The sequence below is a fragment of the Candidatus Tisiphia endosymbiont of Mystacides longicornis genome, assembly GCF_964031095.1.
GTDB lineage: Bacteria > Pseudomonadota > Alphaproteobacteria > Rickettsiales > Rickettsiaceae > Tisiphia.
On the sequence record NZ_OZ035004.1, the window covers coordinates 308,645 to 322,786 of the forward strand.

Sequence of the window (14,142 nt, forward strand, 5' to 3'; positions counted from 1 at the left end):
ATAATCCAATTAACTCCGTTTATTAGAATATATAAAACTAATATTTTTCGAACCACGCTCAATTGCTGCTGCTACCTTTAAAGTATTATATTCATCAAGGGCTTTGCCTATTACTTGCATCCCAAGAGGTAATCCTCTAGAAGATAAAGCAGCTGGTACAGAACAACAAGGAAGACCGGCAAGACTAGCTGGAATAGTAAATAAATCGTTTAAATACATTGTCACAGGATTATCTTGTTTCTCACCTAAGTTAAAGGCTTCGGATGGGGCAGATGGCAAAATTATTGCTTCAACTCGCCCAAAAGCTTTGTTAAAATCATCTGAAATCAAGCGTCTTATTTTTTGTGCTTTTAAATAATAAGCATCCATAAGAGTAGATGAAAGCAAATAAGTACCAATCATAATACGTCTTTTAACTTCAGAGCCAAAACCAGCACTCCTTGTTTTTTGATACATTTCTTCAATAGATACTCCATCATTTTCTGCCCTAAAACCATATCTTACACCATCATATCTTGATAAATTAGATGAGGTTTCAGCAGGTGCTATCACATAATATGCAGATAGTGCATATTTAGAATATGGTAATGAAATATCAATAATTTCTACCCCATCATTTTTAAGAATATCAATAGTATTTTGCCACATCTTAATAATGTCAGGCTGTATACCCTGTTTTCTCATAAGATCAAATGGAACGCCTATCTTCATATTTTTTACACTAGCATTACATGCTGACCTTAGTTGTGGTACCTCGGAGTCGATAGAAGTAGAATCCTTCTCATCAAATCCCATCATGGCTTGTAGCATTAAAGCGTTATCTTCAACAGTTCTTGTAAGCACGCCAGCTTGGTCAAGCGAACTAGCAAAAGCAATCATCCCATATCTAGAACATCGACCATATGTTGGTTTGAATCCGACAACTCCGGTATAACTGGCAGGTTGACGAACAGAGCCACCTGTATCACTTCCAAGAGCTGCCATAGCTAAAAAAGCACTAACAGAAGCTGATGCTCCCCCAGAAGACCCCCCTGGAACTAGTGGAGTGGAAGGTGCGTCTACAGCCTTCCAAGGACTAATAACGTTACCGAAATAGCTGGTAATATTAGCAGAACCCATGGCAAATTCATCCATATTAGTCTTACCAAGCATTATTGTACCATGCTCTTGCACTTTATTACTTACAGTCGATTCGTATGTTGGTATAAATTTACTAAGCATTCTTGAGCCTGCAGTAGTTAGCACTCCTTTTGTGCAAAAAAGATCTTTTACAGAGATGGGAATTCCTTCTAATGACTTTTCTATTCCTTTATGGTAATTTTGATCAGCAATTTTAGCTTGCTGTAAAGCCGTATCTGTAGTTTCAGTAATATAGGCATTCAGCTCTTTATGCTTATCCATTTCTGCAATATGAGCTTTAGTTAGCTCAACACATGAGAATTCTTTGCTCTTTAGTGCTTTCAGGGCTTGGGTTATGGTTAATTTTACAATTTCTGACATATTTTACTCTACTACTTTTGGTACTACAAAACATTTTACTTCTCTGGCAAGTTCTGCTTTATCATTTGGTAAGTTAGCAAATAACTCATCAGAGAGATCACCATACAATACTTGATCTTTTCGCATTCTTTGGTTCATACCACAAACTGAAGTAAGTTGTTGAACGTTACTACAATCTACATCGTTTAAAATGTTAATCATATTCATGATCTCAGTCAGCTGCTGGGAAAAACTATTTATTTCCTCTTTGCTAAAATCAAACCTAGCAAGTTTTGCTATTCTTTGTACTTCTTCATTTGTAATCATTATATACCCAAATATTTACAGTCAATGTTGTTTAAAATAATATTATAGCATGAAATATATCTACACTAATAGCATGAAGTCATTTTTTAAGAATAATTATACTTATTTTGCATTGGACGATTACGTAACTTATCCAATACGTCAAAATGATGCAAAGCAAATTGTAAGTTGTCATTCCCACCCACTATGGTAATTCCCGCTTCGGTACGGAATCTAGATACCTGCTTACGCAGGTATGACACTGAATTGAATATACTTAAACAGTCATTATTTCTTGTTCTTTTTGCTTAACATGCGAGTCGACTTTATTACTATACTCATCAGTTAATTTTTGGATTTCTTCTGAAAAATTATGATGTTCGTCCTTAGTTATGATATTGTCTTTTTCTGACTTTTTTAACTCCTCATTACCGTCCCTTCTGATATTACGCAATGCAATTTTAGTATTTTCTCCATATTTGTGAGCAAATTTAACAAGCTCTTTGCGACGTTCTTCAGTAAGTAATGGAATGGTAATTCTGACTAATTGCCCATCTGATGATGGATTTAGACCTAGATTTGCATCAGTAATGGCTTTTTCTACAGCTTTTATCATAGATTTATCCCACACTTGCACCGTGATAGTCCTGGCATCTGGAGTAGAAAGACTTGCTACTTGTGACAAAGGCATTTTATCTCCATAGGCTTCAACCAATACCGGATCAAGTAAATTAACTGAAGCTCGACCAGTTCTGAGTCCCTTAAGTTCGTGATCCAATATTTTTAACGAGCTATCCATTTTTGATTGTAACTCTTTATATATAGTTGTTTTATCCATATCTATTAATCTTCTTGAATTTTTGTATACTCACCTTTTCCTTGCAGTACTTTTGCAAAGTTACCTTTCTCTCTAATTGAAAATACCTTAATTGGCAAGTTATTTTCTCTAGCCACTGCAACGGCAGCAATATCCATAACTTGTAAGTTCTCTTTTAGAAGATCAGTATAACTGATAGTGGAATATTTTACTGCATTAGGGTTTTTCGTTGGATCGGAATCATATACACCATTAACTTTAGTGCCTTTTAATAATAAATCACAACTCATTTCAATGGCTCTTAGGACACCCGCACTATCGGTAGTGCAAAATGGATTACCAGTTCCGCCGGAAAAAATTACTACTCTACCTTTTTCTATATGTCTTTTTGCTTTACGACGTATATAAGGCTCACAAATACTCATCATGGGGATTGCTGAAAGAACTCTAGTATGAACACCTAAACTTTCCATAATATTTTGTAAAGTAAGTGCATTTATTACCGTACCAAGCATACCAATATAATCACCGGCAGCTCTTTCAATACCAAATGCAGAATTAGTTCCACGATAAATATTACCACCGCCAACAACCACACATACCTGTACACCAATATCTATTGCTTCCTTTATATCCTCAGCAATCCTTAATATTACAGAATATTCGTGACCAAATTGCTTGTCACCCATTAAGGCTTCGCCAGAAACTTTTAGCAAAACCCGTTTATATTTTAAATGTGACATAAATTTTACATTGTTGTTAAATTATTGATTTATATAATTCTACACAAACCTATTGGATAGCTGTGGGGTGAGCATCTTATAACAATTAAAACTAGTCGAACTATTATTTTTGTCAAGTATTATAGTTGTTTGATAATAATTATAGATTTAAAAATATTAGTTTAAAACAAGGTAAGATTACATAACTAACCTTAAAAGATTCGTTCTTTCCGACGGTTTTTATAATTAATTTACTATATTACAAATAATTTTGATTGCAAAACAAATCATAATCATGTTAATCTTAACAATCTAGTTTTTCTAAAACCTTTTATTAACAAAATACAATGAATAAATATTTGATACTATTAATATTATTAATAATGCCTCTTAACTCATTAGCTCAACAACAAATGGCTAACCAGATATTTAATTTTGTTGTACCAGTTACTTATTTTGTCGATCATGTCAAACAACTAGCTTTGCTTACAAATAACTTAATTAAATATCGACAAACAAGCATAGTAGGAACTAGTGGCATGGGAAAAACCCAACTTGCTAGAATGTATTGTTATGAAAATCAAAATAACTATCAGCTTATTTGGTTTATTGACTGTAATTTAGATATTAATCAAGAACTACTAAAGCTAGCAAAAGTTATTAATAGTACTGCTAAATCTAATCTAATATCAGAAGATATAAGATTAGTCCGAAAAGAACTAATGAATTATTTATCAAACCAAGATAAATGGTTACTGATATTTGATAATCTAAAGGTAGGTCAAAATAAGAAAGTTCAAGAGTTTGTTGAGTGGGAAAATAATGGACATGTTATATTTTGTTCCCAAGATAGTGAAATATTACCGAATATAGTCCAAATGACTGCCTTTACAAAAAGTGACGTTAGTATTCTTGCTAACAATATTTTAGAAAATAATGATCCAAAGGTAGTAGAATTCTTGAGCAAAGAATTTGCTGGTTATCCTATCATGATAGTACAAGGAGCACAATTATTAAATAATGTAAAAGGTTTAGATAAAGCCGGGTATAAGAAAAAAATTCAACAATCAACAGATAGAATTCAATTGAACATTATGTTAACTATCAATGAATTAAAGCCAAGTGCTAGAAATTTACTAAATAAAATAGCCTTAATAAATAATCAAGGTTTTTCAAAAGACTTACTAAGTTTTATTACGGATGATCAAAGTACATTGAATGATGATATTTATCAGCTCTCTAAAATTTCCTTAATATCTAACATTGACTCACATGAAGCTAATCCGATCTTTGAAATGCACGATGTTATTGCTCAAAAAATGGCTGAGATTAATGGAAGTATTAATAATAAAGCTTATTTAGAAGATATAGTTACTAAATTAATGAATTACGTACCAAAGAGCATTATCAAAGCCCAAATTTTTAGAAAAGCAAAAACTATGCATGAAAATTTTGAAATCCTTGCTAGGAATGCTGAGAAGTATAACGTTAATATATATAAAATTATGCAGCTGAATAGACAGCTAATATCAGCATATCTTCTCTCTTACGATCACCATAATACAGAAAGACTCGTTAATTGGTTTAATAAAAATGATCAACAGGGTACTGGTAAGTTTAAATTATGGTTAATGAGTAATGATGAAAAATACACATATGCAAGTTACATACGAGCAATAGGTGTGTATTATAGAATTTGTTCTAATTATAGAACAGCAATACATTATTGTACAAGAACGAAAGAAATATTAGATAATGTAGAAGGTTATGAATCTTTTAAATGGATTGTATTGTTTACCTTAGCAACATCTAATATTGCATTAGGGCAGGTTCAAGAAGCAGAAAAAAACATTAAAATTATAGAACAATTTTTTAATAAAGGCTTAATGGATGAAAGTGACATATTTTATATACATGATGCTAAAGCACTTCTATTCTTTGTCCAAGGGAAATATACTGAATCATTAGAACAAGTTAATAAAAGTATAGAAACAACCATTAAAAATGGAACAAGTCCTGATGACCCATGGTTTATAAATTCTTATAATGCTAAAATAGAAATATTAAATTATCTTAAAAAGCACCAAGAAGCATATGCCATAGCCAAGCACGGCGGTCTGATGAATAAAAGTTAATGATATTGTAATAATAAAGTTTTTGCAAAAAGTATAGAAATGACGTAAGAATCTCTAAATAAGATAATTATTTTTAGGGATATTGATGTTAAAAGAAAAAGAATTTGTCAAGAGTTTTGCAGAACATTTTTGCGATATTAAAGAACATAGACAAGAGAGTAAAATAGCCTATCCGTTAATAGAATTATTGTTTTTAGCGGTAGTAGCGGTTGCAGCAAGGGCAGAGAGTTGGGAAGAAATTGAAGAATTTGGTAAAGCTCATATTGATACTTTAAGAGAATATTTACCCTTTAAAAATGGCACTCCTAGTGATTGTACTATTAGAAGTTTTATTACTAGATGTGATTCTAAGCAATTAAATAATGTGTTAATAAAATATTTTAATCATGATTTAAACGAGAAACATTATGCAATAGATGGTAAGACGCTTAGAGGTTCAAAATGTAAAGATAGTAGAGCATTGCATTTTTTAAATGTCTATGCAGTTGAATCAGGGGTCACTTTATTTGGTCAAGCAATTGATAGCAAAGACAATGAAATCACAGCTATTCCAGAAGCAATAGAATGTTTAGATATTAAAAATGCAATAGTTACTATTGATGCCATGGGGTGTCAAAAAAACATAGCCAAACAGATTGTAGAAAAAGAAGCTGACTATATTTTAGGGTTAAAGATGAATCATCCTGGATTGTATAATGAGGTTGAAAAGTTCTTTGAGTCAGATGTAGCTAGGTTTCTAGAAACAGATGTAGCAGAAACTTATGATAAAGGACATGGTAGAGTTGAAGAAAGAAAATGCTGTGTAATACGTGATGTTAAAAAAATATTTGGTTATGAGCAATGGGCTGGTTTGAATTGTGTTATTCAAGTAAAAAGAAAAGTAGTTGAAAAAAATAAAGTATCAGAATCAGTAAATTATTATATTAGTAGTTCTAATAATTCCGCTGAAGCGATGTTAAAAAGCATAAGGTCTCATTGGGGAATTGAATCTATGCATTGGGTACTCGATGTGGTATTTAATGAAGATGCGAGCAGCATACGTCAAGGCAATGCTCCTGCAAATATGGCTATTATCCGAAGGTTTGTATTGAATATTTTAAATAGAATAAAGACCAAAAGAGAGACCAAACCAAAAATGATGCTTACTATGGGTTGGTCATCAAATAACTTAAAGCGTTTTATTAATGCCTTAATACAATTTAACTAATTGTTCATCAGGTCGCCGTGCATAGCCAAGCAAGTATATGACATGTGTAAATCCTTTAAAAAAGAAGATGACGAAGTATTTGGTTATACTTTTATTGCAATGGCAAAAAGTGAATTAGGGCTGGGTAAACTAGACCAAGCCTCAGAGCATATTAACCAGGCTATCTCCATATTTTTAGCTGATGAACGTAGAAATCCCAAAGATGCAGATTATTCGGAAGATCCATATTTAGCAGCAAGCTATGTAGTCCAAGGTGATATTTTATTTGCTCAAGATAACGTAAAAGTAGCAATAGAGTACTATAATAAAGCTTATAGCATATATCATTATTTATATAGGGATAATCGTAAAAATGTGGCTCAAGTTAGTGACTTATATAGTCAAGGAGCTAAAGCGTCATGTAAAGCAAAAAACTTGCATAGTTATAAATTCTTTGGTAAACCGCAAATAAAGGAGTTTGGCATAAACCACCCTAATACTTTATCTATGTTTGAGTATTGTAAACAATATGATATGGATTTATGGGCAAAAGAAAAATAAATCCCGAACTCGTCGTTTACACCGAATGTATTCGCAATGTAGGTAATTGGGAATTACACAGAGAAAGAATTGCCACATCCACACTTAGTTTTTGCATTGGGATTTCTAATTTCAAAATAGGAACTACCTAACTCTTCGATAAAATCTATTATACAATCAGCCATGAATGGCTGTGATATTGCATCAATAACCACTTTAGTATTATCTTTCTCTATAACACAATCATCTTTTGTTATGTCATTACTTGGCACGAGGGCGTAATTATAAACAAACCCAGAACACCCACCACCATCAACAATTATTCTAAGAACCAAATTGGGATTATCTTCCAATTTTATTAACTCGCCCACTCTTTTAAAAGCATTATCGGTAATTTCTATTGACATGACATGATTATATTATTAAAGACCCTTAAAATAATCCTAAAAAGCTAATTTTGCAACAGCTTCATTTAAAAACCTTGAAAAGCTTAGTAGGTGATTCTATACTATAGTCAATTCAGGAAAATTGGGGACTAGGAGAGACGAGTGATGACGTCACCAACTTCTCATCAATTGACTATATAGCTAATCCGGTTAACATTATGCCATTAATATTAGCAAGAAGTAGCATCGCATGACAAAGCGATCCTGTCTTTTGTCATCCCTACGAAAGCAGGGATATTAGATTCCGCACCGAAGTGGGAATGACAATAGTGGGATGGAATGGCAATTTATGGATTGCTTCGTCGGCTCAAGCCTTCTCGCAAGGACAAAGTAGCTACCCCAAAAGTCATTGCGAGAAGTGCGGAAACTGCACAACAAAGCAATCCATTTTTGTGTCACCTCTGCGTAGGTAGGGGGCTAGATTCCCGCCTACGCGGGAATGATGGTATGGACGAGTGAAGCGAAATATGCTTTACTTGTACGGAGTCAGCTGAAAAATAGTTTTCAGCTGCTCCAAATTAAATAATAATTTAATTAATAGGTCCATACCATGATAAATAATAGCATAAAAAATACTATAATAGGAATAGATTTAGCAAAAAATAGTATGCACTTGGTGCAAGTCGATCAAAATGGCAAAAAAATAGGTTACCAAAAAGTTACAAGAGATGAGTTAATAGCCTATTTAAGCAATCTCGATAAAAGTTCATTGGTAGCTATGGAGGCATGTGGAGGAGCTAATTATTGGTCACAGGAAATTGCTAAGCTTGGTTTGCAAGTCAAACTAATGAAAACAAAAGATGTAAAAGTTTATGCTACATCGAAACAGAAAAATGATTATAACGATGCGTTAGCAATATGCAAAGCGGCTCGTGATCCAGAATTAAAAACTGTGCTACTAAAAAGCAAGGAGGAACAAGATATAAAATTCTTGCATAAAATTAGAAGTAATACGATCAGAGATCGTGTGCAAAAAACTAATTCTACAATATCAAGTTTATGTGAATATGGCTATAATACAAAATTAAGTAAAAATAAATTTTGCAAATCATGTAGGCTGGAGGTAGAGTTAGCGTATAGTAAAGGTTATATAAATTCTGGGGTAAGGTCAATTTTACTTTTAGAATGTAAAGAAATTGAGGATTTATGTGACAAAGAAAAAACTTTAGAAAAGCTGATTATCAGCAATAATAAGCAAAGTGAGAAAGCTACTAGGTTGCAGACAATTTTTGGCATTGGAGCAATCAATGCTAGTTGTTTGAGTGTAGCCCCAATGGAAAGTTATCCAACCCCGAGGGATTTTGCTGCTTCGCTTGGTTTGGTACCAAAGCAACATAGCTCAGGAGATAAGATAGTTTTAGGAGGGATTACCAAACAAGGAGATAGATATGCCAGAACTATGTTGATTCAAGCCGCAAGGACAATAGCAATAAGAGCAAAAAGTGATAAGGAATCAAAAGATAAACTAGTGCAGTGGGCAGTGAAGAAATTTGCTGAAAATAAATCATATAATATTATATGTGTTGGTTTAGCAAATAAGTTAGCAAGGATTGCTTATGCAGTAGTCACCAATGGTAGCGAATATGTTGCAAATTAGTTTAGTTGGAAAAAAAGAAGAAACTATGTCAACTAAATAAAAATTGGTAATTGATAAATATTGTGAGTAAAGAATAGTAACAATAAAGAGAACGAAAGTTAAAGAGTTAATGAATAAGTATTCTGAATAAAATCCGTAATTATGTCGAGGCTCTAGAAGCCGTGGGAATGAGAGGTCACTCAAGGATATTTATAAGAATGCAGAAACCATTATGGCACTTGATGCCGAATATATGACCGCTTCCTTTGTGGCTCTATTTTTTTATTTTCTTTCTTGACAAATTCACTCGTCCATATATGACAAATTCACTCGTCCATATATGACAGGGTAAAAACGTCATTGCGAGGAACCGAAGGTGACGAAGCAATCTCTTGTTGCTTTTTGGATTGCTTCGTTGCTACTAAAGTAGCTCCTCGCAATGACAGAGAGGTTATCTAGAACATAATATTAGGAGTTAATATATGCTTGCTTCATATGCAGTAGACCCCAGCAATAGTAGGGGAAGATTGTTTAACGAATATCCTACAGCTTACAGAAATGAATTTGAACGAGATCATGATCGTATAATTCATTCAAAGGCTTTCAGGCGTTTGCAATATAAAACCCAGGTTTTCATTAATCATGAAGGCGATCATTATCGAAATCGTCTTACTCACTCAATTGAAGTTTCTACGGTTGCCCGTTCTATTGCCAAAACCCTTAATTTGTCAAGTGATTTGGCAGAAACTATAGGTCTTGCCCATGATCTTGGACATACTCCTTTCGGTCATGCAGGAGAGGTAGCTCTAAATAAGTGTATGCAAGATTATGGTGGATTCTCCCATAATGCTCATTCATTAAAGATTCTTACTAAAGTAGAGAAAAGATATGCAGCTTATGATGGATTAAATTTGACATGGGAAGTGCTAGAAGGAATTGTCAAACATAATGGTCCTTTAATAAATAATATACCTGAATATATATTAGAGTATGATTCACAACATAACCTTGACTTAACTCATTACTCCTCAGCTGAAGCCCAAATTGCTTCGTTAGCTGATGATATTAGTTATATTTCCCATGATTTAGAAGATAGTGTTGGTGCTAAGATTATTGACTTTAATCATCTAACGGAAATTAAATTTATTGATCAATATGCTTTTGAAATTAAGTCTCAGTTTAAAAATATAACAACAACTCAGCTTATATATGAAGTAGTACGTAAATTAATCAGCGATTTAATTGCTGATTTACTACTACAAACAAATAATAATCTACAGAAACAGAAAATAATTACAACCGATGATATACGCCATCTTGATTATCAGCTTGTTGATTTTACTGATGAAGCAAAAGAGCGTATAGTAAAAATTAAACAATTCTTGTATGATAAAGTATATAAGCATAATAAATTGACATCGATGCTTTTAAAGTGTCAAAGAATCGTACAAGATTTATTTAAGATATATATGGATAATATTGATTTACTACCATTTAGTTGGAAAGAATTAATTATACCAGGGAATACAAAATCTAAAGCTGGTATAGTAGCAGATTATATAGCCGGCATGACTGACCGGTTTGCTATTCAAGAGCATCAAGATATTTATTCCTTCAATTCTAATAATATTTAATTTATGAATATATTTAATAAATTACGTAACGATATCATTAGTGCAGGCAAAAAAATATGCGATAATGATGATGTGTTACAATTGGCAGCTGTTGAAATTCCTAAAGATAAGTTCAATGGTGATCTTTCAAGCAATATAGCTATGATTGTTGCAGCAAAACAAAATGTTAAACCTAAAGACTTAGCCATTAGATTTAAGGAAATATTAACATCCCTGCCATATATTGCCTCTATAGAAGTTGCTGGTCCAGGGTTTATTAATTTTACTATTAAAGCCGATATGTGGCATAACTCTATTAATGACATATTGCTAGATAAAGAGGAGTTTTTTAAGGTTAATTTTGGTAATAATCAAAAGGTCAATATTGAATACGTCTCTGCAAATCCAACTGGTCCTCTACATATTGGGCATGCTAGAGGAGCTGTGTATGGTGATGCTTTAGCCAAGGTTCTAGATAGTACTGGCTATATTGTTACCAAAGAATATTACCTTAATGATGCCGGCTCCCAAGTGGATGACTTAGCTAACTCAGTTATGTTACGCTATAAGCAAGCATTAACAAAAGAAGATATCGTGATACCAGCAGGGCTTTATCCTGGAGAATATTTGGTAGATATTGGGCAAAAGTTGGTAGAGAAATTTGGGGATAAATTATTAACAATGCCGGATAACGAACGCCATGAACTCGTTAAGGATTTTACAATAGAAGAGATGTTAGTGATAATTAAGCACGATTTAAAAGAGCTAGATGTTGAACACGAAGTATTTTTCTCAGAAAAATCACTGCATGATAGTGGCAAGATTGAGGAAGTTGTTCAGTTACTGACTAAAATGGGACTCATATATGATGGGCAGTTACCTCCTCCTAAAGGTAATGTAGATGAGCTTTGGGACTCAAGAACTCAGAGATTGTTTAAATCTACTGCTTTTGGCGATAATCAAGATAGACCAATAAAAAAATCTGATGGTAGTTGGTCATATTTTGCCTCTGATTTAGCTTATGCTAAGGATAAAATAGATCGTGGATTTGATCATCTAGTTTATGTTCTAGGGGCAGATCATTGTGGTTACGTAAAAAGAATTGAGGCGATAGTTAAGGCTCTTGGTGGAGAAAAAATTAAAGTTGATGTTAAAATTTGCCAGTTAGTAAACTTCGTGGAAAATGGTATTGCTGTAAAAATGTCAAAACGTAGCGGCAATTTTACTAATGTGCGAGATGTAACAAACGAGGTAGGTAAGGACATAATAAGATTTATAATGCTAACCCGTAAGAATGATATTACTCTTGACTTTGATCTAGCAAAAGTAAAAGAACAATCAAAGGATAATCCAGTATTTTATGTACAATATGCTTACGTTAGGACTATGTCTATACTGGAAAAAGCTAAAGAATCTATGCCAAAAGCATATAATAAGTTCTTAGAAAAAGAGTATGATTTATCTTTGCTTTCTACTGAAGAGGAAATTGAAATAATTAAGCTGCTTGCTTCATGGTCAAAAATTTTAGAAGTATCAGCGAAATATTTTGAACCACATAGAATAGCTTTTTATTTGATTAATTTAGCTTCAAAATTCCATGCTTTATGGAATTTTGGCAAAGAAAATAATGATTATCGGTTTTTAATTGAAGATAATATAGAGTTGACTGTTGCCCGCCTTGCTTTAGCAAAATCTATTCAAAAAATTATAAAAGTTGGTTTTGATGTTATAGGGGTGACGCCTATGAATAAAATGTAGTATAACTAATCTGATTAGCATTATACTCAAATGATTTGAGTATACACCAAATTCACAAACGTCATTGCGAGCGAACGTACGTGAACGTGGCAATCCATGAAGCTTATTATATGGATTGCTTCGTCGGTCTTATGACCTCCTCGCAATGACGCCAGTTTATTATGGCTAAATGCTGATCGGGTTAGCTATACGTTGTCTGATAAAGTTATTTATAAAAAATATGGTTAATCGTGTTTTTCTAATTATTATTTTTCTCTCAATACTTAGTGCTATTACATATTTAGTGTATACTAATTATAATCAAGATAGTGGTGGTCAGGTAGTGACGATTTACCATGATCAATCGCCGACAAAAGTTAAGCCACAAGATAGTGGGGGGATAGTAATACCAAATGCCAATAATATAATTTATGAGAATTTACAACAAAAAAAGATTAGTAAACCTATAACGTTGCAACCTGAACCGGAAAAGCCATTAAATATTACTAAACAAAAATCAGTACAAGGTGATGAAGATACTGATTCTATAGATACAATCTTATTTGATATAATAGAAACTGATCAGGTTAAGCATAAGAAACTCAAACTAAGTAAAAATGAAGATGGGACGGAAGTAATTTTACCTAATATAATAAAAAACGAACCGGTACAAACAGAGAGTTTAATAGAACAACAGCCTAATTCAAATAAGGTGGGTCTAAATATAATAAAAGTTACTGAATCGCATCGTAAGATCGATGATACGCAGTTATTAAATAAGTCAAATCAAGGGGGGTATAAAATCCAGATAGCTTCGGTAAAATCTGAATCAGAAGCCAACCAAGAAGGGGAGAGAATCAAAAAAAAATATGCGAAAATCCTTAATAATACGGTGATAAATATCAAAAAGATACAATCTGATAAAGGGAGTTTTTTCTATTTAGTCTTAGTAGGTAACTACCAAAATATAAACCAAGCTAAAGCTATATGCAAGAAACTCTCTGATAATCAGCAAGGCTGTATAATCACCAATCGTTGATAAAATTTATCAGCAAAGAAAAAATTAAGGTTTGTGATATTTCTCAATCATCCAATCTATAAATGTATTATCAACAGACTGCTTTTTTAGAGCATATTCGTATACTTCTTCCCGACTTCCGCAAGAAAATGTTGAAAGATGGAAAGAGATGATATGGAGGAGCCATAGAACTGGGAAATGATTTTTTCAGGCAATTTGTTGTGCTATAACTATATTATTACATATTAATTCTACAGTTACCTACATGTACATACGTCGTAAAAAAACACCAAATAGTCCAAGGCAATCAATACAAGTGGTTGAAGGATACCGAGATAGCAAAGGTAATGTCAAACAACGTATTGTCCGACATTTAGGGGTATTCTTCGATGATGCAGAAGAAGCCAAATTAGTTGCATTAGCAGAGGATTTAATTGTAAAGATTAAAGCTATGTCAATTGATGAGAAGTTGGTGACGTCGTCACTCGTCGCTCGCCTAAATTATGCTTTAAAAATACCTTGGCTCTAATCCCTAACAAGCAAGTATATTATAGACTCAAAATCATA

At 32.9% G+C, this 14,142-nt stretch carries 12 protein-coding genes and 1 pseudogene; 8 read left to right on the plus strand and 5 right to left on the minus strand.

Features of this window, described 5'->3' with window-relative positions:
* Positions 1-9: 9 nt before the first annotated feature.
* From gatA to pyrH, 4 genes are all read right to left on the minus strand, one after another.
* Complete coding sequence (gatA, locus tag ACQH6S_RS01675; protein WP_341749312.1) at positions 10-1,500, minus strand: Asp-tRNA(Asn)/Glu-tRNA(Gln) amidotransferase subunit GatA; 1,491 nt, start codon at positions 1,498-1,500, stop codon at positions 10-12.
* A gap of 3 nt (positions 1,501-1,503) precedes the next feature.
* A complete protein-coding gene (gatC, locus tag ACQH6S_RS01680) occupies positions 1,504-1,806 on the minus strand; it encodes an Asp-tRNA(Asn)/Glu-tRNA(Gln) amidotransferase subunit GatC (RefSeq protein ID WP_425364639.1) in 303 nt (100 codons plus the stop codon).
* 256 nt (positions 1,807-2,062) lie between these two features.
* Positions 2,063-2,623, minus strand: coding sequence for a ribosome recycling factor (gene frr / locus ACQH6S_RS01685; protein ID WP_094649316.1), 561 nt, complete (start codon positions 2,621-2,623; stop codon positions 2,063-2,065).
* 5 nt (positions 2,624-2,628) lie between these two features.
* Complete coding sequence (pyrH, locus tag ACQH6S_RS01690; RefSeq protein WP_094649315.1) at positions 2,629-3,345, minus strand: UMP kinase; 717 nt, start codon at positions 3,343-3,345, stop codon at positions 2,629-2,631.
* A gap of 326 nt (positions 3,346-3,671) precedes the next feature.
* On the opposite strand from pyrH, the gene ACQH6S_RS01695 reads away from it, so the two are divergent.
* The 3 genes from ACQH6S_RS01695 (at position 3,672) to ACQH6S_RS01705 (ending at position 7,206) form a co-directional block, all read left to right on the plus strand.
* Positions 3,672-5,459 carry a tetratricopeptide repeat protein gene (locus tag ACQH6S_RS01695; RefSeq protein ID WP_425364640.1) on the plus strand — a complete coding sequence of 596 codons (1,788 nt, stop codon included), beginning with the start codon at positions 3,672-3,674 and terminating at the stop codon, positions 5,457-5,459.
* Positions 5,460-5,544: 85 nt separating this feature from the next.
* The gene (locus ACQH6S_RS01700) at positions 5,545-6,666 is read left to right on the plus strand and encodes an ISAs1 family transposase (RefSeq protein WP_425364493.1); all 1,122 of its coding nucleotides are present in this window, start codon (positions 5,545-5,547) and stop codon (positions 6,664-6,666) included.
* Positions 6,667-6,765: 99 nt separating this feature from the next.
* Positions 6,766-7,206 carry a tetratricopeptide repeat protein gene (locus tag ACQH6S_RS01705; protein ID WP_425364641.1) on the plus strand — a complete coding sequence of 147 codons (441 nt, stop codon included), beginning with the start codon at positions 6,766-6,768 and terminating at the stop codon, positions 7,204-7,206.
* 53 nt (positions 7,207-7,259) lie between these two features.
* Here the strand turns inward: ACQH6S_RS01705 and erpA are convergent, their stop codons facing one another.
* Positions 7,260-7,592, minus strand: coding sequence for an iron-sulfur cluster insertion protein ErpA (gene erpA / locus ACQH6S_RS01710; RefSeq protein ID WP_094649311.1), 333 nt, complete (start codon positions 7,590-7,592; stop codon positions 7,260-7,262).
* 589 nt (positions 7,593-8,181) lie between these two features.
* Between erpA and ACQH6S_RS01715 the strand changes: the two genes are divergently transcribed.
* The 5 genes and pseudogenes from ACQH6S_RS01715 to ACQH6S_RS01735 all read left to right on the plus strand — a co-directional run.
* Entirely contained in the window at positions 8,182-9,228 is a 1,047-nt protein-coding gene (locus ACQH6S_RS01715; RefSeq protein WP_425360001.1) for an IS110 family transposase, read from the plus strand.
* 461 nt (positions 9,229-9,689) lie between these two features.
* On the plus strand, positions 9,690-10,841 hold the full coding sequence (locus ACQH6S_RS01720) for a deoxyguanosinetriphosphate triphosphohydrolase (protein WP_094649310.1): 1,152 nt from the start codon (positions 9,690-9,692) through the stop codon (positions 10,839-10,841).
* Positions 10,842-10,844: 3 nt separating this feature from the next.
* On the plus strand, positions 10,845-12,578 hold the full coding sequence (argS, locus tag ACQH6S_RS01725) for an arginine--tRNA ligase (RefSeq protein ID WP_425360811.1): 1,734 nt from the start codon (positions 10,845-10,847) through the stop codon (positions 12,576-12,578).
* 220 nt (positions 12,579-12,798) lie between these two features.
* Complete coding sequence (locus ACQH6S_RS01730; protein WP_425360812.1) at positions 12,799-13,596, plus strand: SPOR domain-containing protein; 798 nt, start codon at positions 12,799-12,801, stop codon at positions 13,594-13,596.
* 244 nt (positions 13,597-13,840) lie between these two features.
* Positions 13,841-14,026 (plus strand): annotated as a pseudogene (locus tag ACQH6S_RS01735) (IS1634 family transposase); the annotation flags it as partial.
* Positions 14,027-14,142: the final 116 nt, after the last annotated feature.

Excerpts from the sequence above, each read along its gene's own strand:
- gatA (WP_341749312.1), bottom strand. The coding sequence starts at position 1,500 with ATGTCAGAAATTGTAAAATTAACCATAACCCAAGCCCTGAAAGCACTA.
- gatC (WP_425364639.1), bottom strand. The coding sequence starts at position 1,806 with ATGATTACAAATGAAGAAGTACAAAGAATAGCAAAACTTGCTAGGTTT.
- frr (WP_094649316.1), bottom strand. The coding sequence starts at position 2,623 with ATGGATAAAACAACTATATATAAAGAGTTACAATCAAAAATGGATAGC.
- pyrH (WP_094649315.1), bottom strand. The coding sequence starts at position 3,345 with ATGTCACATTTAAAATATAAACGGGTTTTGCTAAAAGTTTCTGGCGAA.
- ACQH6S_RS01695 (WP_425364640.1), top strand. The coding sequence starts at position 3,672 with ATGAATAAATATTTGATACTATTAATATTATTAATAATGCCTCTTAAC.
- ACQH6S_RS01700 (WP_425364493.1), top strand. The coding sequence starts at position 5,545 with ATGTTAAAAGAAAAAGAATTTGTCAAGAGTTTTGCAGAACATTTTTGC.
- ACQH6S_RS01705 (WP_425364641.1), top strand. The coding sequence starts at position 6,766 with ATGGCAAAAAGTGAATTAGGGCTGGGTAAACTAGACCAAGCCTCAGAG.
- erpA (WP_094649311.1), bottom strand. The coding sequence starts at position 7,592 with ATGTCAATAGAAATTACCGATAATGCTTTTAAAAGAGTGGGCGAGTTA.
- ACQH6S_RS01715 (WP_425360001.1), top strand. The coding sequence starts at position 8,182 with ATGATAAATAATAGCATAAAAAATACTATAATAGGAATAGATTTAGCA.
- ACQH6S_RS01720 (WP_094649310.1), top strand. The coding sequence starts at position 9,690 with ATGCTTGCTTCATATGCAGTAGACCCCAGCAATAGTAGGGGAAGATTG.
- argS (WP_425360811.1), top strand. The coding sequence starts at position 10,845 with ATGAATATATTTAATAAATTACGTAACGATATCATTAGTGCAGGCAAA.
- ACQH6S_RS01730 (WP_425360812.1), top strand. The coding sequence starts at position 12,799 with ATGGTTAATCGTGTTTTTCTAATTATTATTTTTCTCTCAATACTTAGT.